A 20,723-nucleotide genomic window follows, 5' to 3' on the forward strand; every position below is an offset into this window, starting at 1 on the left:
GGAAAACCGTAATACATTAGAATTTTCTATAGACAAGTGTATTAATAAATAAAAAGTTATAATAGAGTATATATACGTGTTTTTATGATAAAAATTTATTTCTCCTTCTTCCCCCATTTAATTTTCATTTTTCCATCATCGCTATCTAAGGCAATTAGATGCAGAACAATTCCGCGGTCACGAACGGCGTCGCGTTCGGCTTTGGTGGCGAGTTTGATGTCGTTTTTAGAGTTTCGCAAGGGGATGGTGAGGGCGAGATTGGTGCCTCGGCCAAAGGAATAAATGCCTTCGGCATCGAGGTTTAAAACGCTGGAACTAATGGTGAAATTATTCACATCGACTTGTTCTCCGCGTAATTTGAGATTGCCGGATAAATCGCTGAAAGTGATATTCTTGACATCGCGAAATGGAAAGGCAAATTTGCCAATTTTTACGATAGGCTCAAAGTTGAGCAAAGCGCCCTGATTGACATTGAAAGTTAGATTACCATGCATAGAATTGGTGATTAACTCGCCATTGCTGTTGATGAATCCGGTAACATTGGCCTGACTGCTGAGTTTTCCTTTTATATTATGCGGACTAAAAGAGGTAACGCCAAAGTTGTTGAACGATTTTAAGAAACTCGCAATATCAACCCGATTTACTTGCGCGTTCGAACTAAAAGCAAAGTTTTTTCCGCTTGGTTTTACTTCGCTGTTAAACGTGATGCTTCCGCCGGAAGTTTGCAACGAACCGTTTTTAATGATCAATTTCGAGTCGATCATTTGTACGGTTGCGGTAGTATGGGTTGCGGTTAGTTTGTTGTAGTTTATTTTGTCGGCTTTGATGTCGATAACTACAGAACATTTGTCGATTGCGGTTCTTATTTGATTGGACATTGTAGGCTTCTTGTTTGTTTTGGCAACGGCTTTACTTTTTTGCGATGAGGCCAAAACGCCCAGAAATTGTTTGAGGTCAAGATTAGGAAAGTAAATATTCCAGTTTACGACCATTTTTTCGGGAGCATCATAATATAAGTTCAGGAAATTATTGATTTTTCCGTCGATGATAATGGTGTTTTTGTTGTGTTTATAAGTGATTTTTTTGATCAGCAAAGCTTGTTCTGTAAAGTCAAGCTGAATGTTTACTTTTTCGGCATGAACTTTTTTGGGAATAAAATCAAACGACGTATTTTCAACATTTACATTACCAATAAATTTGGGTTTGTTAATGTATAAATCGACAATATCAAACTGAAATTTTAGGTTGGCTTTGGCATGACCTTCGGTAAACTGAATCCATTTGTCGTTGCTTATCTGGTTGAGTTTGGTAACATCAAAATCAGAATTTACGGTTCCGGTTGCCAATGGTTTTTCGAGATTATTAATTGATAATTGCGGAATGGTAAGCGGAATATTCTCATACTCACCTGCAAATTTCGTCAAGATAATGGCGGAATTAGCGTCGTTGTAACCGTCTTTTGGTTTGAAATTATTGGTAAAAATCCCTTTGAAATGGCATTTTTTGATTAATCCGTCCGGAATGCTCAATTCGTTGTCTTTTATGATGGCCTGAACCACAATTCTGGGATCTCCTTCGGCATTAAAATCTCCTTTTATGTCGCAATTTACATCGATAGGCTGACTTAAATTAAAGCGATTTAGTTTAGAACTAATGTTTCCTGATAATAAATTAGAAGCATTTTGCCATAAAATAGTTGTCCCAATATTGATTCCGAATAGGGCATTTCCTTTAGCTAAATTAAAAAAGGCAATAATATCAAAACCGTCTGTGCCTATTTTTAGATTTTTGGTTACAACGTCTATTCGTTCTTTTTGTGAGGCATACGAAACATTAAAAGTTCCGGTAAGTTGCTTTTCTTTGGCAAAGCTTCCGTGTACAGTATTAAAGGCCAAACTTTTGATTTTAGTATCGAGAAAAACGTCGGTTTGCCAATTGTCGCCGTCGTAATTTACTTTTGTTTTTAAACTGGCAACATCAAAATCAAATAATTTATGACCAAGGCGATTGTCTAAAATAAAATGAACATTGTTGAGGTCGACCTGATCGATTGTAGTTTCTCTGTCGGATTTATTTTCGGGAGTTTTCTTCTTTTTAGGTTTAAAAATATCAGCGTTCGAGTAACCATCTTCGGCTTTATAAACATAGATATCGGCGTCGTTTATGAGGATTTTATGAATGTTGATTTCATTTTGTAATAAGTTCCAAACGTTCAGGCGTACTTCGATTTCTTTGGTTTTTAACAAAGTATGTTTGTGCGTTGCCCATTGATTGTCTTTAAGTTCGACATCTTTTAAGGCCAGAGTAAAGTTGGGGAAACCGGTTAGAAACTTATAATGAAAGTCGCCAATATGAAATTTTCCGTTGATGTTTTCGTTGATTTTTGTATTGATCTTGGCGATGATTTCGGTTTTATTTTGATTAAAATAAATCGATAATCCACCACAGGCAATTAGCAGCAATGCAATAAGTCCTAAAATAAAAAAGCCAAAACGTTTGGCATATTTTTTAAAACGAACAGATTGAAAGAAGTTTTTTATGTGGAGTAAAGTTGCTGTCATCTCGAAGAATTTTCTGGATCATTAAAGATAAGGTAAAAAACTGACGTTATTTTAAAAAGATACGTCTTAATGCATTGTAGGTTAAAGATTACTATTCTGCAACATGGGATTTATATAATAAATGACAATGCATTTATAATTAAAACTAATTTAAGAATGGTGTTTGATTAGTATTTAATTTTTAAATTTGTACTCTAGTTTGAAACGAAACAATTCAGACAATAATTTTAAAAGATAAGAAATTATGGCATTAGCAATAACAGATGCTACTTTTGATGAAGTAGTTTTGAAATCAGATAAACCAGTAATGGTAGATTTTTGGGCAGCATGGTGCGGTCCTTGTAGAATGGTTGGTCCAATCATTGACCAAATCAGCGAAGAATATGCAGGTAAAGTAGTTGTTGGTAAAGTAGATGTAGATGCTAACCAGGAATTCGCTGCAAAATATGGTGTGCGTAACATACCTACCGTTTTGGTTTTTCATAACGGTGAAGTAGTAGGAAAACAAGTAGGAGTTGCTCCGAAACAAACCTACGCAGATAGTTTAGACGCTTTGTTGTAATCGTAAGATTATGATTTATATAAAAGAGGTTTGGCGAAAGTCAAGCCTTTTTTATTTGTGTTTTTTTGCCACAGATTAAAAGGATTTTTTTGCCACGAATTTCACGAATTAGCACGAATTACTTTGAGCTTAAATTCAATTTTATTAATTAAAATGTGGGTTGTTTTTACCGCAAATTTCACAAATTTCCGCGAATTATTTATTTTGATATTGCTCAAAAAAGTTAGCCACAGATTAAAAGATTTTCAGAGATTATAAAATCATTTTAATCCTTTTAATCTGTGGCAGAAAAACAGACTGAATTTTAATTCGTGCTAATTAGTGTAATTAGTGGCGAACTTTTATCGTAAAGGTAGTTCCTGAATCTTGCTGAGATTTTACTTCGATTTTGCAATTTATGGCTGTGGCCAAATCACGAATCAAGTGTAATCCTAAACCGGATTTGATCCCGATGACTTCTGAGTCGTCGTATAAAGCTTTAAATTGTTCCTGAGTTCCGCCGGGGCCGTTGTCTGAAATGGAGAGATATTGAACGTCGTTTTCCTGCCATGCTCTCCAGATTATTTTTCCGTTTGTGGTTTTGTCGAGGGCTTTTATGGCGTTTCCGGTTAGGTTTCTGATGATGGTTTTGAGGTAATTTTCATCGGTGTTTAAGATGAGATTTTCTGGGTTTTCGAATGAAATTTGTATGTTTTCGATACCTGAAAAATGATTCTTTATTTCCTTAAAAATACCATCGACAGTAATTTCTTTAAGATGAGGTTTAAAGTTTTCCATTTGGCCTTTACTCCATAATAAGATATCTTCCATAGACGATAATAAATTTTCGGCTCCGGTGATGACTTTGGTTTGCATTCGTGCGGCCATTTCTTCATCAATCAATTCAGGGCTTTCTTTTTGAAGATGCAGAAAGTGAATTAAATTGGAAACGGGACTTCGCAAATCATGATTTAAAATACTAAAGAAACGCGCTTTTATTTTATTGGCTTCATCCAATTCCTGATTCAAAAGCTGTAATTTCTCATTGGTTTTTTTACGGTTTTGATTTTGTTTAAACAATAATAAAACAATAATCCCCACGAGAATTAATCCCGAAATTAGAAAAATACGCTGCTTTTTGGCTTCGTCAATCTGAATGTTTTTAAGCGTGTTTTGAGTCGAAAGATTCTTGATTTCCTGTCCTTTTGTTTTATTTTGGTAACGCGCCTCGGCATTGGCAATGTTTTGTTTCGCCGATTCCTGCATCATTTCGTCATTCGATTTACTGTAGATTTCGTTATAATAAAATGCGTCTTTCCAAAGTCCTAATGCGGCATAACTTTGAGATAGTTTTTTATTGATGTTTACAAACGATTCTTTGTCGTAGGTTAGCGCATTTTTTGATGCTTTTTTTAAGGTTTCGATGGCCTTTTTATATTCTCCTTTCTCGTATAAAACCCTTCCCATTACGGCATTGGCTTCCATAATTATATCCTGATCATTTGATTTTTGTCCTAATAAAACCGCTTTTTTAGCATAACTAAAGGCGGTGTTTATCTGGCCTTCATTGGCATAATATTCAGATACGCTTCTGTTGGCGAAACTTAGATTTAGAAACAACGAATCTTTTCTAGACGGAAAGGTGTAAGCCAGTTTGTAATATTTTTGAATGCTGTCGAGATTCTTTAAAGGAACAAAACATTGTAAATAATAATTGCATGAAAAAGCACTGATATAAGGCGAAGTTTTGATGTAAGGTTGGGCATAATTAAGATATTCTATGGCTTTATTGTATTGTTTCATTTTGGTGTACGCCGCCGCAATCTGACTGTACGAAACGCCAATGGTTTCATCGTTTGCTACTGTTTTTTTGAGTAGTTTTTTGTAATTAATAGCTTTTAGCTGATAACTAATAAAGGTTTCATATTGTGCATTATCGAGATAATATTCGCCAAGACTTCCGTAAAGTACCGATTTTGTATACGTGCTTTTTGTAGTGTCAACCACTTGTTTGATATAAGTAATTAATTCTTTTCTTTTTAAAGTTTCATTCAGCGCATAATAGGCATAACTAAGGCGCATCAAAATCGAAGTTTCGTTTTTAAGATGTCTGGCTTTCTGTGCAAACTTTAAGGCGATTTCGTAATTGATCGATGCCTCTTTGGTCTGGTTATTATTGAATTCGTAGGCGTTTCCTTTTAAAAAATAAAACCTTGATTTGTAGGCCAGCTGATCTTTAGAAAGTTCGATTCCTTTTTGTGCCGCAACGATTAGTTTGGGATAATCTTCGGCATCTAATACTTCGTTGGTGTATTTTAGCCAAGCTTTTAATTTTTCGGGTTGGGTTTTGTATTTTGCTAAAATAGGTTCCTGCTGTGCAAAAACAGTTAAGTTGATGAATAACAAAAACAAGAACCACATTTTTTTCATGAGAAGAGGTTTAAGTTTTCTTTATAACTTCTTCCTACGGGAATCGCCATGTTATTATTTAAAATGATTTCGGTTGAATTGATCTTTTGAATAAACTGTTTCTGAACGGCATAACTTCGATGAATTCTAATAAAAGACTGAAAATGATCTTCTTTTAATAAATTACCAATACTCGATAAAACGCAATGTCTTTTTTTATCGGTTATCACAAGCGTATAATCTTTTAGTGCTTCGAGATAGAGAATTTCGTGCAGTTTTACTTTTGTTTGTTCGTGACCTTCTTTTATATAAATGGTATCACCGCCAATACTGGCTTCAAAAAGAGAAGCTTTGAGTTTGATTTCCATAAATTCCTCAATTCGGCTTACCGTTTGCGCAAAGCGATCGAGTTTTAATGGTTTTACAATAAAATCCAGGGTTTCTATTTCGAAACTTTCTACGGCATGTTCAGGATGCGCGGTTATAAAAATACAAACCGGAATTTCTAATGCTTTTTTTCGAAAGTCAATTCCGTTTAAACTCGGCATATCAATATCCAGAAACAAAATATCGACTTTTTCTTTTTCGATAAACGGAAGCGCATCTTCAGCCGATTCAAAAACACCCAAAATATCCAGAACAGGAAACTTTTTGGCAAACGATAACACCGTAAGTCTGTCTATTTCGTCGTCGTCAACAATAATACAAGTGTATTTTTTTGTCATTTGATTCGGTTTTTATGTCGTCTGTCTATTTAAAATGTTGTTCGTCTATTAGTGGTTTTTCGGCCCGTTTTAATCCTGCAAATTTGTCTTGTAAATCAATCATCACATAAAAAGAAGCACTCTTTTGCGATGATTTGAATATTGCAAAAATAATGTTATTGAATTAAATACGAATCATTTAGCCAAATTTAAAACCAAAATTATTATGAAACTTTCAAAAACCATTTTTACCATTTTATTAGTTGCTATTTCTACCATTTCATGCAGCAGCGATGACGGAACTGACGGAGCAAACGGAGTCGACGGACAAGCAGGTCCGGCAGGAGCAACAGGAACAGCAAATGTTATTTACAGCGCATGGATAACAGCCCCAACAGCAGTTGCAGAAACAATAGACGGAACATCAGGAATGTCTACTACTATTAATGCGCCTCAGTTATCAGAAGATATTCTGGCAAAAGGAACCATATTGGTTTATGTGTCTTTTGGTACAGGTACTTATACACTGCCTTACACATCAACAGCCGGCGGATTTGTGAATACAATTACTGCTATTTCTACAGTAAAGAAAATCAAACTATTCAGATTCAGACATGACGCAGGAGGAACTGTAAATCTGCCAACAACGCTTAGCTGGCGCTATATTTTGATTCCGGGTGGCGTTGCGGCTGCAACATCAAAAACTGCAAAACCGGATTATGCTAAAATGAGTTACGAAGAAGTATGCGCTCATTTTAATATTCAACTATAATTTAAAAAGGATACAAAATAATTTATTGAACGAAAGAAGAACCAAATAACTATATTATTATGAAAACTTTAAAAACCATTTTTACGATTTTATCCGTTGCATTATTAACCATTTCCTGCAGCAGCGATGATGATAAAGAAGATACAGTTAAGTATAACGAAGAAAATCCTCTTGATGCTTATATGGCCGGTTCAGGATTTAGCCAGAAAGCAGTCGATGTAAAAAACTCAGGAATTTACGAATACGGTTTCAGTTTTAAACCTACAGTAACGGGTAAAATAAATGCTTTGGTGGTAAAAATTCCAGATGTAAATGCTGCTTTAAGAATCACTTTATGGGATGCGGCGACCAAAACGGTTATAAAATCTGAAACGATAAATGTACCAACCGCAAATGTTACCGTAGAAAAAACAATCACTCCAATTGCGCTTACAAAAGATAAAGAATACTTTTTTACCGTAAACAGCGACGATTGGATTAACAGAACAAAAACTGACGGATCTGCTGCGACGTATCCTATTACGGCAGGAAATATCATAATTACAGGATATGCATATATTTCAAGTACGGCTGCAGAAACTATTTTTCCAACCAATGCGCGCAATACGTATTATGCAGGAGATATGACTTTTAAATTTCAGCAAACTCAATAATTTTATTTTTGGATAGTTAGAATTAGTATGTTTGGAAAAGGTCTGGCAATAGTCAGACTTTTTTTTATTTTTTGCCACGAATTTCACGAATTAGCACAAATTAATTTAACTTAAAATTGAAATCCACGAATTGAAATGTGGCTTATTTTTTTTTGCCACAGATTAAATGATTCTCGCAGATTAAAAAAAATCATTTTAATCTGTGAAATCTGTGGCAAAAAGAATTTTAATTCGTGCTAATTTGTGAAATTCGTGGCAAACTTTTTTTATTTTTACAGATCTAACATTCTCTTAAAAATGAAAATTTTCTACAGCTTTCTTTGTGTTCTTGCATTTACTACAATTGGTTTTTCTCAATCGAAACAAAAAGAAAATCTTGTTTTAGAAAACGGTGTTTCAGAACAAATGGCGCACTTTCGAAAAAAACAAATTTCAGAGGTTACTTATGGACTTTCATTTGAAATTCCGCAGCAAAAACAGCAGGAAATCAATTCAAATCTGACTTTAAACCTTACGATTTCTGATTTAAGCGAACCTTTATATCTCGATTTTAAAGAGAAAAGTCAGAACATAAAATCGATTCAGGTTAATGCTAAAAGTGTTGCTATTGTTCACGAAAAAGGGCATATTATTATTGCTGCAAAAGATTTAATTCAGGGAAAAAACACCATTTCGATTTCGTTTATAGCAGGAAATTTATCTTTAAACAGAAACGATGATTTTCTTTATACCTTATTAGTTCCGGATCGCGCGAGTACTTTGTTCCCATGTTTAGATCAGCCGGATATAAAAGCAACTTATAAATTGAGTTTAACAGTTCCTAAAGACTGGACCGTTTTGGCTGGAGCCGATGTAAAAGAAGAAGTAGAAAAAGGAGATTTTACAAGTTATACTTTTGGTGAATCAGATAAAATGAGTACCTATTTGTTTTCGTTTGTTGCCGGAAAATTTAAAACGGTAACGCAAAAACCGGGAAATAGAGAAATGACAATGCTGTATCGTGAAAACAATGCAGAAAAATTCAGGGTAAGTGTGGATACTATTTTTAGTTTACACCAACAATCCGTAGACTTTTTAGAAAAATATACCAATTATAAGTTTCCATTTCAAAAGCTGGATTTTGCTTCGATTCCGGTTTTTCAATATGGCGGAATGGAACATGTAGGGGCGATTCAGTACCGGGAATCGACTTTGTTTTTGGATAATAGTTCAACTGACAGCGAGAAATTAGATCGCGCCAAACTGATTGCGCATGAAACCTCGCATATGTGGTTTGGCGATTTGGTTACTATGAAATGGTTTGACGATGTCTGGATGAAAGAAGTGTTCGCGAATTTTATGGCAGACAAAATCATGAACCCGATTTTTCCGAAAGTCAATCATAATCTACAGTTTCTAACGGCGCATTATCCTAACGCTTACGCGGAAGATCGTTCGTTAGGCACACATCCTATAAAACAACATTTAGCGAATCTAAAAGATGCGGGATCACTTTATGGAGCTATTATTTATAATAAAGCCCCAATTATGATGCGCCAGTTAGAAGCTTCGATGGGGGCAGCAGCTTTTCAGAAAGGAATCGAAAAATACATTAAAAAATACGCCAACGATAATGCCGACTGGAATAATCTCGTAGAAATTCTTGATGCCGAAACACCACTTGACATGAAAAAGTGGAGCGAAGTTTGGGTGAATAAATATGGAAGAGCGATTTTTAATAATCAGATAAAATACGATGTTCAAAACCGAATTTCATCGTTTGAAATTTGGCAAGAGGCAGAAGGCAAATCAGATAATGTGTGGCCTCAGATCTTTGATATTGGTTTGGTATATTCTGATCAGGTAAAAGTAATTAGTGTCAATATAAAAGACAGGAATTTATCACTGAAAGAAGCGATTGGGCTTGAAAAACCGCTTAGTATCATTTACAATTATAATGGTTTTGGTTACGGCGTTTTTCCGCTTGACGGTAATAATTTAGACTCTGTTTTGACTTTGAAAGATGAGGTTGCCAGAGCTTCAACTTATATTAATATTTATGAAAATACCTTAACGGGAAATATTGCGCTAAAGAAAGCTTTTGATTGTTTTGTAAAAGGAATTCAGCAAGAAGAAAACGAGTTGGTTTTGAAAATTATAACCAATCAAACGAATGCTATTTTCTGGAAATTCTTAACCGAAAAACAACAAACTAAAGCACAAAAACAATTAGAAGAAGTTTTGTACAAACGTTTACAAGCCAATTTATCAAGCAACATCAAAAAGACTTTATTTAATTTATTCAGTTCGATTGCGTATTCCAATTCGGCGAAAGCCAAATTATATTCGTTATGGAATAAAGAAAAGGTGATTCAAAGCTTGAAATTAAACGAAGACGATTATACCAATATGGCAATGAATTTGGCTATATTTAAACATGAAATAGCAGATGAAATTTTAAATAAAACCAGAACAACATTTACAAATCCGGACAAACAAAAGCGATTTGAATTTTTACTTCCGTCATTATCGAAAGATGAATCCGTTCGTGATGCCTTTGTAAAATCATTGAAAGACGATGAAAACAGAGAAAAAGAATCGTGGGTTGCTGTAGGTTTGGCGAATATTAATCATCCTTTACGTCAGGAAAGTGCTCAAAAGTATATTAGGTTTTCGTTAGATTTGGTTGAAGAAATTCAGCGAACGGGAGATATTTTCTTTCCGAAAGACTGGCTTAATAATACCGTTGGGAAATACTCGTCGAAATATGCTTTTGATGAAGTGCAGCGATTCTTAAAAGAAAACCCTAATTTTAGTCCAATTCTAAAAAGGAAATTATTGCAGGCGACAGACGGTTTATACCGCGCGCAAAATATTAAAAAAGAAACCGAATGAAAATCGAATCGGAAATAGAGAAAGTCTCCAGTTTTCAGCATCTCGAAATGCTGGCAAATCAGGTTGTAGAAGGTTTTATATCCGGAATGCATAAGAGTCCGTTTCATGGATTTTCGGCTGAATTTGCCGAGCATAAAGTCTATAATGCAGGAGAAAGTACCAAACACATCGATTGGAAATTATTTGCCAAAACAGATCGCTTGTACACGAAACGTTATGAGGAAGAAACCAATTTGCGTTGCCATCTTATAGTCGATAATTCGTCGTCGATGCATTATCCTGAATTAAAATCAGGTCAGCCTTTTTATGAAAAGAAGATTGGTTTTGCGGTTTTGGCTTCGGCAGTTTTAATGAATATCTTAAAGAAACAACGTGATGCCGTAGGTTTAAGCGTTTTCTCAGACAGTTACGAATATTATGCTCCCGAAAAAGGAAGTGATCGCCATCATAGAATGCTGCTCAATAAATTAGAGCAATTATTAGAACAGCCAAAAGTTAAAAAAACAACCGACACCATTACATACCTGCATCAAATCGCAGAGAAAATGCATCGTCGCTCGATGATTATCCTGTTTACAGATATGTTTCAGTCAGAAGATGATGAAAAGCTTTTTAATGCTTTACAACATCTTAAACACAACAAACACAAAGTGGTTTTGTTTCATGTGGTAGACAATGAAACAGAGCTTAAATTTGACTTTGACAACACGCCGCGAAAGTTTATTGATCTAGAATCTGGTGAAGAAGTGTCGATTTTTGCTGATAATGTAAAAGTAGAATATGAAAAAAGGGCAGAGGCTTATTTTAAAAACCTGGCTTTAACATGTGCAAAGAACCAAATTAAGTACGTTCCGGTGAATGTTGGTGATAATTTTGAAAAAATATTGACTACATATTTGGTTGAAAAACAAAACTTTGGCTAAAGATTTAAAAATATATTTAATTTTTTTTAGCAAAACGCTTGCAGAAATGAAATTCTGTACTATCTTTGCAACCGCAATAACGCAGAGGTTTGGTAGTTCAGTTGGTTAGAATACATGCCTGTCACGCATGGGGTCGCGGGTTCGAGTCCCGTCCAGACCGCAATATTGGGAAAAGCCTTTCTTAACGGAAAGGCTTTTTTGCCCAAATACGGTATCTAAGATTAGTTGTGTTGTTTTGCTACGACTTTGTAACTCGTAGCTGGTTTAGTAGTTAGACCAATGAAAAGCTTTCCACTTTTGTGGATGGCTTTTTTGATTTACGACACTTTTGATTTTTGTTTTTTAACTGCAAAGAGCGCTACGATTTACGCAAAGTCCGCAAAGTTTTTTATAAGCTTTGCGGATTTTTTGGTTTCATACTATAATTCTAATTCTAACGTATAGTTTGTCATTTCGAGCGAAGGGAGAAATCACACAAGAAACTCTGCAAAGTATATTTCCAATCTGTGTCGATCAACTAGTGTCGTTTCTTTCTTTGCTCGAAATGACAAGATTGTTAATGTTGTTCTGTTTCAAAATATAACCCGTGGTTTCAATCACGGGAAACACAATGTAATAAAACAGGAACATAATGTAATTGTAATAAATACGTCTCCCGTGGTTGAAACCACGGGCAATGCTAATACAATCTTGCGGAGTTTGCGTTCCCGATAGCTATCGGGATAGCGCTTTTTGCGGACCAAAGAAAGAAAATTCTCCTTTTTATACTTCGAAACCAATTTTTAAAATATTGGAATTTAGTCAATTAAAAATTTCTTAAATTTTATTCGCAAAAAACGCTTGCAGAAACGAAATTCTGTTGTATTTTTGCACTCGCAATAACGCACGGTTTGGTAGTTCAGTTGGTTAGAATACATGCCTGTCACGCATGGGGTCGCGGGTTCGAGTCCCGTCCAGACCGCAATATTGGAAGAAGCCTTTCTTAACGGAAAGGCTTTTTTATTTTATAGCTATTTGAAGTTTAACCGCAAAGTTCGCTAAGATTTAATTTTACTTTACACATAGAAAACACAAAGTTCGCAAAGCTATATCAACACAAAGCTTTGCGAACTTTGTGTTTTCTAAAAAAGCATACTTTAAAAAACTTTGCGGACTTTGCGGTTAAATCTGCACAATCCAGCTTTGGAATTTTTTAAAATTTTAAAATTTAAATTTCCCTACATTTATATATCGAAAGATATTCAATTACTTCAATGGAACATTCCGGTCAGAAACTAGATAAATATTACATCAAAAAAGTAGATGCCGACAAAAAAAGCATTTATTGTCACCATGATTTAATGGGGGAATTGTTTGTGCCTACACATAAACATGACAAAGCACAATTGTTGTATGCCGAAGGAGATGTGGTTTTTGTAACAACAGAAACCAAAACCTACTTTTTGCCTGCAAGGCATTTTATCTGGATTCCTAGTGGTGTTGCGCACAGCATCGAACCAAAATCTGAAAGTGTTACTATGCGGAATTTATATTTTCCGGTTGAAAAAGACGAAGATGATTTTTATAAAGTAGAAGGTATTTATCCGGTCAATAATTTATTGTTGCAAATGATGCTTTTTACCAATAGATGGAACGGTGATCTTAAAAAAGGAAGTTCGAATTTTGCAATTGCAAAAGCGATCAAGGCAATATTACCTCAAATTTGCCTGACCAATTTACCTTTAGAATTACCACAACCAAAAGATCCGCGTTTGAGTAAGATTCTGAGACATATCGAAAATAATCTGGGAGAAACCATTTTATTTGCTGAGGTTGCGCATCAATTTGGCTATAGCGAACGCTCTTTGTATCGCTTATTTCAAAAAGACCTTAATATGTCATTCATTCAATATTATACCATTCGAAGAATATTAAAAGCGATCGAACTTTTATTAGAAAGAAAACTTTCTGTAAAAGAGGTAGCTCAAGAAGTTGGTTATAGCAGCGTGCCGACGTTTAGTAATACTTTCTTTAAATTCCTCGGACAAAGACCTTCTGATTACTTAAATGGAGAAGATATCCTGAGAACTAAATAGAAAGTTTTTTTGCCCACGGATTTTACGGATTTAAACAGATTCAGACGGGTTTATTTTTATAATATCTGCAAAATCAGCTTTAATCTTTTTAAATCTGCGTGAAACCTCAATTTGTATAATTTTTCACAACGTATTGTTTTTCAATATTTTAATATATCGTTTTCGGGAAATAAAATTTTAACATTTGTCCGAAATGAATATGATATTGACTTTTTAGAATTATCAGTCAACGAAAAAATGAAGGAACTTTGCAGTACTAAAATTTTTATACATTCATGTTCCTTAAAACAACAAATTCTACAGAAGATTGTTTTCTCAAAATCGTGTTGATAGTTCTAATCGTATTAACATTCAGTAATTTACAAGCTCAGGAAATTCATTCGGTTTCGTTAAGCGAAGCGGTGAAACTGGCCAAAGAAAACAATAAAAAAATCCTTAGATCTCAATTAGAGACAACGCTCTCAGAGCAAAACATCAAAGAAAGAAAAGAACTCCGTTTGCCGGATATCGAATTAAACGGTGTGTATTCCAGAATTACCAATATTACGGAATTCAAAGGAAGTGGTTTTCTAAAGGATAAAGAAGTCACCAAGGCGATTCCTGAAATTTATGAGGTTAACTCTACTTTTAAAATGCCAATTTATGCGGGTAATAAGATTAATAACGCCATTAAGATTGCCAATCAGGAAAATGAAATCGCTAAAATAAAAAGCGAAAAGACCGAAAATGATATCGAGCTCGAAGTTGTGGCCAATTATCTGGCGATTTATAAAATGATGGAACTTCAAAAGATTTTCGAAGAAAACATCAAAGAAGAAAAAAGCCGATTGAAAGAAGTACAGTCTTTGCAAAAACACGGAACGGTAACCAAAAACGAAGTTATTAGAGCTGAGTTACAACTTTCGGATCGTGAATTAAGTTCATTGACTAATTCTAAAAATATAAAAATTGCATTGCATGATTTAAAGACTTTGATTCAGATTCCTGAAAACGAAGAAGTAGCGATCGATACTACGGCGAATATGGATGAAATGAAAGGTTTAGATCCGTATGACTTTTATTTGAATAAGGCTTTTAATAATGAAGAAATGCGAATAGCAAGCCAGGAATTAAACATCAAAAAAACGGAACTAAAACTAGTAAAAGGAAATTATCTGCCTACGGTAAACTTTTTTGGTAACTATGGTTTTTATTATCCTAACTACAAATTCTTTCCGCCAAATCCGTATTTGTACACTTTAGGGCAAATTGGTATCGAAGCTCATTTTGATCTTTCGGCTTTATATAAAAATAAAACCAAAGTAGAACAGGCAACTACGCAAATCGAATGGCAAAAAATGCAAACCGAAATTATCAAAGATGAAATTCAGGATAAGCTGTTTAAAGAGCATACGCAATATCAGGAAATTCTTGAAAAGTTTGTGGTAGTAGACAAAGCGTTGGATTTGGCCAATGAAAATTACCGAATTGTAAAGCTGAAATATTTAAATCAATTGGTTTTAATAACCGAAATGGTCGATGCAGATAATGCTTTATTACAAGCAAAATACAATAAAATTTCTACCCGATTAGACGCGATTCTAAAACACTACGAATTGCTTCACACGGCTGGAATAATGCCAGAGCAGATTTAGATTTTAGACTTTTAGAGATAAGAAGCTAGAAGCAAGAGAATAGAGTAAAGAATATAGGTTTTGAGTTCCGAAGGAACGATTTATATTGTAGCGCCGGATGTCAATCCGGTGGAGAATTAGAAAAAAACAGAACAAAGAAAAGATATACAGTTTATTATGGTTAAGATAAAAAATGAAACTAGAAGAAACAGAACGTTTCATATATTAATAACAATTATAGCTTGCGTATTGGTAGCAAGTGGAATCATTTTAGGAATTTGGTTTTATGTGTTTAACAGAAATCACGAAGAAACCAATGATGCTCAGGTTGAGCAATATGTAACACCTATTATGTCCAGAATTACAGGTTATGTACAAGAGGTTCGTTTTGATGAAAATCAATTCGTGCATAAAGGCGATACTTTGGTAATTATCGATAACAGAGAGTATCAGTCAAAATTGAATGTGGCTCTTGCCGATGTGCAAAGTGCGAAACAAAGCAGTGTTGTGGCCGAGAAAAATGTAGCAACAACCGCAAGTTCAACCGCAATTGGAGAATCGCAATTGGCTGCAGCCAAAACCAATCTTTGGAAAACAAAATTAGAATACGACAGATACAAAGCTTTGGTTAAAGATGAAGCTGCAACTTCGCAACAATTAGAAAAAGTGAAGGCAGATTACGAATCGGCGCAAGCCCATTTTCAGGAAATGCGAGACAGAATTCAGTCTTCTAACTTAAGTACTTCTCAGGCGCAGGCAAACGTGCCTACCATGCAAACCAATATTGCGTCGAAACAAGCAGTGGCAGATAATGCGGCATTGTTTCTTTCGTACACCATCATTACCGCGCCTTATGATGGTTGGGTGGGCAAAAGAACGATTCAGCCAGGGCAAATGGTAAAAGAAGGGCAATCATTGCTTTCTATAGTAAGCAAAGAAAAATGGATTACTGCCAATTTTAAAGAAACACAATTGCAATATTTAACCGTTGGTCAGGAAGTGAAAATTCAGGCCGACGCTATAAATGGTAAAGAATTTACAGGAATTGTAATGTCGTTATCTCCTGCAAGTGGTGCGAGATTCTCGTTATTGCCTCCGGATAATGCAACAGGAAACTTCGTAAAAATCGAACAAAGAATCCCGGTTCGTATTCAGTTAAAAGATGCCGACAAACAAGCTGATTTTTTAAGAGCCGGAATGAATATTACCGTTATTGCCGAGCACAAATAAAATGGAAGATAAAAGTATTTTTAAATCCTGGGTTCCCAAATGGGCAATCATTATTATTTTGTTTGTCTGTTTGCTGCATTCCATGATTTTATTGGGAGTTTATACTTCAAACGTAACCTATGCGGCAAGTTTTCTTGACATTGAGCCAGAAGATTTGCAGTTTGCAATGTGCGTTACCTACGGAACTTTGCTGGCAACGATTTTGATCGAAAGTAGATTTTCGAGTTTTTTCCCGGCAAAAAATTACCTCATGGCGGTCTATTCCGTAATTGGGATTACGATTATTTCATCGGCATATATTACTAATTTTTATCTTTTTTTATTGCTAAGAGTTGCCGAGGGAATCCTGATGGCACTTCCGGTAATCACGATCAGGCAATTATTGATAGAACAGTTCAATTCTAAAAACGCCATCATAATAGGTTTTTCATTCTACTACGGTTCATTGTTATTGTCAACGCCGTTTATTATGAATATTGCTGTTTGGTTTCTGGATCATTACGATTGGAAATACATGTTGTATGTATCAGGCGGACTTCAGGTTTTAAATGTCTTTTTGATCCTGATAACTTTTCGCGGACACAGAATTACTAAGAAAATCCCTTTGTATCAAATCGACTGGATCAGTTACATTTTGGTTTTAACGGCGATTCTTTGTGGTGCTTACTTTTTTGTGTACGCCGAAAAAAAATACTGGTTCGAGTCTTCGCACATGGTTTTAATGCTCATGGTTGCGCTGATTACAGGAGGATTATTCATCTTTAAGGAACTTTTGGTAAAAAGACCCACTTTTGATTTCGAAGTCTTTAAATACGCCAATCTCCGAATCGGATTTTTATTGTTTTTCCTCTTCTATATCAGTAGAGCAACGCTTAGTCTTTGTCACTCAGCAATGTTCTCGATCTGGAACTGGGATCCGTCACGAGTTGCCGGAGTGCAATACATCAACGGATTAGGAAACGTAATAGGACTAATTCTTGCTGCTTTTTTCCTCATGAAATCCGTTTCGACCAAAGTCATTTTTATGATTGGGTTTTCGCTTATTGCGTTATTTCATTTTTGGTTTACGTTTCTTTTTGTGCCCGATGTAGCATTGTCAGATATTATCATTCCGTATGTTTTACAAGGTATTGGAGTTGGGTTTTTATTCGTTCCGCTTATTTTGTTTACCACATCGTCTGTTCCGGCAAAAATGGCCGTTTCATCCGGAATTGTTGGAGTTTCCGGACGTTTCTGGGGGAGTACAATTGGTTTTTGTGTGATGCAGAATGCAGTCGTATTTTTAAACAAAAAACACTTTTTAAAACTAAGCCAATTTGTAACCGGCGAAAATCCCGAAGCCCAGCAAACCATTGCTACAACAGCGCAGAGTTTTATGGCAAAAGGATATTCAGCAGATAATGCGAATACATTAGCATTAAAAAAAGTATTCGGAACCGTTGCCAAACAAGCCACTTTATTAGCCGACATGGAAATTTATACCATCGTAGGATACGGTCTTGTCGTTCTGATTATTCTTATCGCGTGCAACCAGCATTTGCGACAAACAATGACATTAGTTAAAAGTAAAATTTGGATAGGCTAAAATGCCTTTTAAAATAAAAATATATTGAGGAGTGATTACCTTGATTTTTTCGATTGATGATGATGAAACCCGTGCTGATTACACGGGTTTTTTTGTGTAATTTGAGTGTTATTTTGATTTTTTTCAGGAGCTAATCCCGCTATTCGTTCCAATCTTTTGTGGCGAACACCGCCACAAAAGGATTTCCACTTCTATCGGGGCTAGGACAATCATTTTCATAATTGCATTTCTGTTTAGTTTGTAGTACGATGTAATTATTGCTTAATAAACTTTGCAGCTTCGCGACTTTGCGAGAAACTAAAATCTCCTCGAGAAACCTTTGCGATTCTTTTTAGCTATTGGAATTATGTATTTTTGGATTTTCTGGAAAGTACTATTGTGCTTTTATTATTTCCTCTATTGTGCGATTGTTTTTATCGTATAGTAGAGTTAGATTTTTTTCAAACGCTGGGTTTGCAATAGTAATGTACCAATCAATTTGGATTGCTTTGATGTTTTCACTTAATCTGCTGATAAATTGAAACCATCCCCAGGTGGATTCTGAAATAGTGAATTTGTTTAAATCATCAGTATAAACATCTATACAAATTTCGTCATACGTAAGTAAATCTATTTTGTAAGCCAGAACAGTTTCAATGTTATTCCATTCATAAGTATTAGAACTGTTTTCATCAGTAATTTTAAAACCATTTTCGCTGTATTCAAATATCCCGGGCTCATCTTGATTTTCTACAGCTTGTGAAGAAAATATTTCTTGTGCCAGTTTTGAATTTAGAGGAACAAAAATATTTTTTGGATTTAGAAATCTAATGAGTATAAAAATACCGCCTCCGCCAAATAAAATTAAGGGAAACCAAAAACGAACTGAATTGATTTTTCCAGCCCATAATGCCATAAAAGTAAACGCAAAGCAAATAATAATCAAAAATATTTGCTTGGTTTTGCTTTCCCAGATCACATTTTTGCCATTGTATTTTGCGCTTTTCATAATAATTTAATTCTGTATTGGCGAAGTTATAAAAAATGACATTGTAAAGATATTCGGAATTTTAAATTCGATAAAAAATATAAATCATTGTATCTTGCAACCGTTAAAAAAACAAAATATATAATGAAGCAGCAATGTGTTATTTTTGATATGGACGGCGTGATTTGTCACACCAATCCGCATCATGCAAAAGCTTTCGAAGCATTTTTCGATAAATATCAAATTCCTCATTCAGAACAAGAGTTTGAAGAACATATGTACGGAAAACATAATGGTTATATTATGACTCATTTCTTCAAACGTGCCATTACAGGAGAAGAACTCGTAAAACTCGAAGACGAAAAAGAAGGAATGTTTCGTGAGATTTATAAAGACAAAGTCGAAACCATTCCGTATTATCTCGACTTTTTAGCCGAACTAAAATCGAGAGGCTTTAAAACTGCTGTTGCAACATCTGCACCACGCGCCAATCTTGATTTGATTATGGGAGCGTTGCAATTCCAGGACAAAATGGATTCTGTTATGTCAAGCGAAGATGTAAAATTTCATAAACCAAATCCCGAAGTATATTTAGAATCTGCAAAACGTGTTGGCGTTGCACCGTCTGACTGTATTGTTTTTGAAGACTCGTTCTCGGGCGTTACAGCAGGATTAAATGCAGGAATGAAAGTCGTAGGTGTTTTAAGCACGCATACAAAAGAACAGCTTCCGCCATGTAGTTTTTACATCCATGATTATAGTGAAGTAAATGTCGACAAGGTTTTGGAGTTATTGAACAGCTAGAATTTTTTTTAACTATATAAGTGATATAAGTTCATTTAAATACAGCCTTTGTCAAAGTTTTAAACTTTGACAAAGGTTTTTTTACACGCAGTTTGTCATTCTGAGAAGCGAAGAATCACATTGGTAATTCGACAAAGATTGACGACATTCTTTGCGGAGCTTCTTGTGGAGATTTGCTTCGCCTGTTCGCTATCGCTCGAGTCTCGTTCCTCGAAATGACAAGATTGGGGTTACTTTGCGCTCTATGGGATTGATCCCGATAGCTATCGGGACTGGCTACAAAATAAATCATCCTCCGGAATTTTATAAAGAGTTCCGGAGAAACGGAACATATTGTAGGGATGGATTTTAATCCATCTTAGCGATTAGAATCACAAAGTAAATAAATAGCCTCCTGCTTCAGCTGGAGGTTTTTTTATATTTTGTAGGGAAGGGCCTTAGCCGAAATTTAATTTTTTATAAGAAAATAATAATTAGAGTTGAACGCATATATGGGTTCAAATGAAAATAAATTCTAAGGATTTTTGTTTTTTTTATCTTAAAATTATGAGAACAGAAAATCATTCAAAAAAAGTTGAAGCAAGAATAAAAGATTTTTTTGTTGATGACATCGATCCTGAAGAAATGGCAAAAATAATTAGAGAAATAAATTATGCACTTTCGTTATGTGTAATGCGTGGATGCGAAACAGTAGAATCTGAAGTAAAAAATATAGAAGATAATTTCTATTGGCTCAATAAATTGGCAGAAGCTTTAGATCCTTATTTGGATTTTGATTAATAAGATTTTTTACGCTTAGTTTGTCATTTCGAGGAACGAGAAATCACACGCGAAACTCGACAACGATCCGTATTCTAAACCCGACAGGTTTTTAAAACCTGTCGGGTTTGGCTTAGCTTTGTGATTTTTCATTTCGATCGGACTGATGAAAATGTGGTTACGTTGTGCTTCAAGGGATTGATCCCGATAGCTATCGGGACTTGCTACAATATAAATCATTCCTTCGGAATTT

15 protein-coding genes and 2 tRNA genes are annotated in these 20,723 nt (G+C 34.9%); 13 read left to right on the plus strand and 4 right to left on the minus strand.

Annotated elements, in window-relative coordinates; all coding sequences use genetic code 11:
- Positions 1 to 95: 95 nt before the first annotated feature.
- A complete protein-coding gene (locus tag L0669_RS06910) occupies positions 96 to 2,561 on the minus strand; it encodes an AsmA family protein (protein WP_263762307.1) in 2,466 nt (821 codons plus the stop codon).
- 244 nt (positions 2,562 to 2,805) lie between these two features.
- Between L0669_RS06910 and trxA the strand changes: the two genes are divergently transcribed.
- The gene (gene trxA, locus L0669_RS06915; protein WP_041516662.1) at positions 2,806 to 3,123 is read left to right on the plus strand and encodes a thioredoxin; all 318 of its coding nucleotides are present in this window, start codon (positions 2,806 to 2,808) and stop codon (positions 3,121 to 3,123) included.
- 327 nt (positions 3,124 to 3,450) lie between these two features.
- On the opposite strand, the gene L0669_RS06920 is transcribed toward trxA, so the two are convergent.
- Positions 3,451 to 5,532, minus strand: coding sequence for an ATP-binding protein (locus L0669_RS06920; protein WP_263762309.1), 2,082 nt, complete (start codon positions 5,530 to 5,532; stop codon positions 3,451 to 3,453).
- Positions 5,529 to 6,236, minus strand: coding sequence for a LytR/AlgR family response regulator transcription factor (locus L0669_RS06925; protein WP_263762311.1), 708 nt, complete (start codon positions 6,234 to 6,236; stop codon positions 5,529 to 5,531). Before L0669_RS06925 ends, L0669_RS06920 begins: the two co-directional genes overlap by 4 nt.
- A gap of 205 nt (positions 6,237 to 6,441) precedes the next feature.
- On the opposite strand from L0669_RS06925, the gene L0669_RS06930 reads away from it, so the two are divergent.
- From L0669_RS06930 to L0669_RS06975, 10 genes are all read left to right on the plus strand, one after another.
- Positions 6,442 to 6,987 (plus strand): hypothetical protein, encoded by a 546-nt coding sequence (locus tag L0669_RS06930; RefSeq protein ID WP_263762312.1) that lies wholly within the window; start codon positions 6,442 to 6,444, stop codon positions 6,985 to 6,987.
- A 59-nt stretch (positions 6,988 to 7,046) separates the two neighbouring features.
- A complete protein-coding gene (locus L0669_RS06935) occupies positions 7,047 to 7,640 on the plus strand; it encodes a hypothetical protein (RefSeq protein ID WP_263762314.1) in 594 nt (197 codons plus the stop codon).
- Between the two features lie 297 nt (positions 7,641 to 7,937).
- The gene (locus tag L0669_RS06940; RefSeq protein WP_263762316.1) at positions 7,938 to 10,514 is read left to right on the plus strand and encodes a M1 family metallopeptidase; all 2,577 of its coding nucleotides are present in this window, start codon (positions 7,938 to 7,940) and stop codon (positions 10,512 to 10,514) included.
- Entirely contained in the window at positions 10,511 to 11,437 is a 927-nt protein-coding gene (locus L0669_RS06945; RefSeq protein WP_263762318.1) for a DUF58 domain-containing protein, read from the plus strand. Before L0669_RS06940 ends, L0669_RS06945 begins: the two co-directional genes overlap by 4 nt.
- Positions 11,438 to 11,523: 86 nt before the next feature.
- Positions 11,524 to 11,597 (plus strand) — tRNA-Asp (locus L0669_RS06950).
- 727 nt (positions 11,598 to 12,324) lie between these two features.
- Positions 12,325 to 12,398, plus strand: a tRNA-Asp gene (locus L0669_RS06955).
- A gap of 292 nt (positions 12,399 to 12,690) precedes the next feature.
- The gene (locus L0669_RS06960) at positions 12,691 to 13,512 is read left to right on the plus strand and encodes an AraC family transcriptional regulator (RefSeq protein ID WP_263762320.1); all 822 of its coding nucleotides are present in this window, start codon (positions 12,691 to 12,693) and stop codon (positions 13,510 to 13,512) included.
- A 323-nt stretch (positions 13,513 to 13,835) separates the two neighbouring features.
- The gene (locus L0669_RS06965) at positions 13,836 to 15,146 is read left to right on the plus strand and encodes a TolC family protein (RefSeq protein WP_263762322.1); all 1,311 of its coding nucleotides are present in this window, start codon (positions 13,836 to 13,838) and stop codon (positions 15,144 to 15,146) included.
- 156 nt (positions 15,147 to 15,302) lie between these two features.
- Positions 15,303 to 16,355 carry an HlyD family secretion protein gene (locus tag L0669_RS06970; RefSeq protein ID WP_263762324.1) on the plus strand — a complete coding sequence of 351 codons (1,053 nt, stop codon included), beginning with the start codon at positions 15,303 to 15,305 and terminating at the stop codon, positions 16,353 to 16,355.
- A 1-nt stretch (position 16,356) separates the two neighbouring features.
- Positions 16,357 to 17,940, plus strand: a complete 1,584-nt coding sequence (locus L0669_RS06975; protein WP_263762326.1) for an MFS transporter — start codon at positions 16,357 to 16,359, stop codon at positions 17,938 to 17,940.
- 373 nt (positions 17,941 to 18,313) lie between these two features.
- Here L0669_RS06975 and L0669_RS06980 read toward each other — a convergent pair whose 3' ends face one another.
- Positions 18,314 to 18,928, minus strand: coding sequence for a hypothetical protein (locus L0669_RS06980; RefSeq protein WP_263762329.1), 615 nt, complete (start codon positions 18,926 to 18,928; stop codon positions 18,314 to 18,316).
- 123 nt (positions 18,929 to 19,051) lie between these two features.
- Between L0669_RS06980 and L0669_RS06985 the strand changes: the two genes are divergently transcribed.
- Together L0669_RS06985 and L0669_RS06990 are read left to right on the plus strand one after the other, a co-directional pair.
- The gene (locus L0669_RS06985; RefSeq protein ID WP_263762331.1) at positions 19,052 to 19,711 is read left to right on the plus strand and encodes an HAD family hydrolase; all 660 of its coding nucleotides are present in this window, start codon (positions 19,052 to 19,054) and stop codon (positions 19,709 to 19,711) included.
- A gap of 546 nt (positions 19,712 to 20,257) precedes the next feature.
- Positions 20,258 to 20,491, plus strand: coding sequence for a hypothetical protein (locus L0669_RS06990; RefSeq protein WP_263762333.1), 234 nt, complete (start codon positions 20,258 to 20,260; stop codon positions 20,489 to 20,491).
- The last annotated feature ends 232 nt before the right edge of the window (positions 20,492 to 20,723 follow it).

This window comes from Flavobacterium bizetiae, from assembly GCF_024271895.1.
Classification (GTDB): Bacteria; Bacteroidota; Bacteroidia; order Flavobacteriales; family Flavobacteriaceae; genus Flavobacterium; species Flavobacterium bizetiae.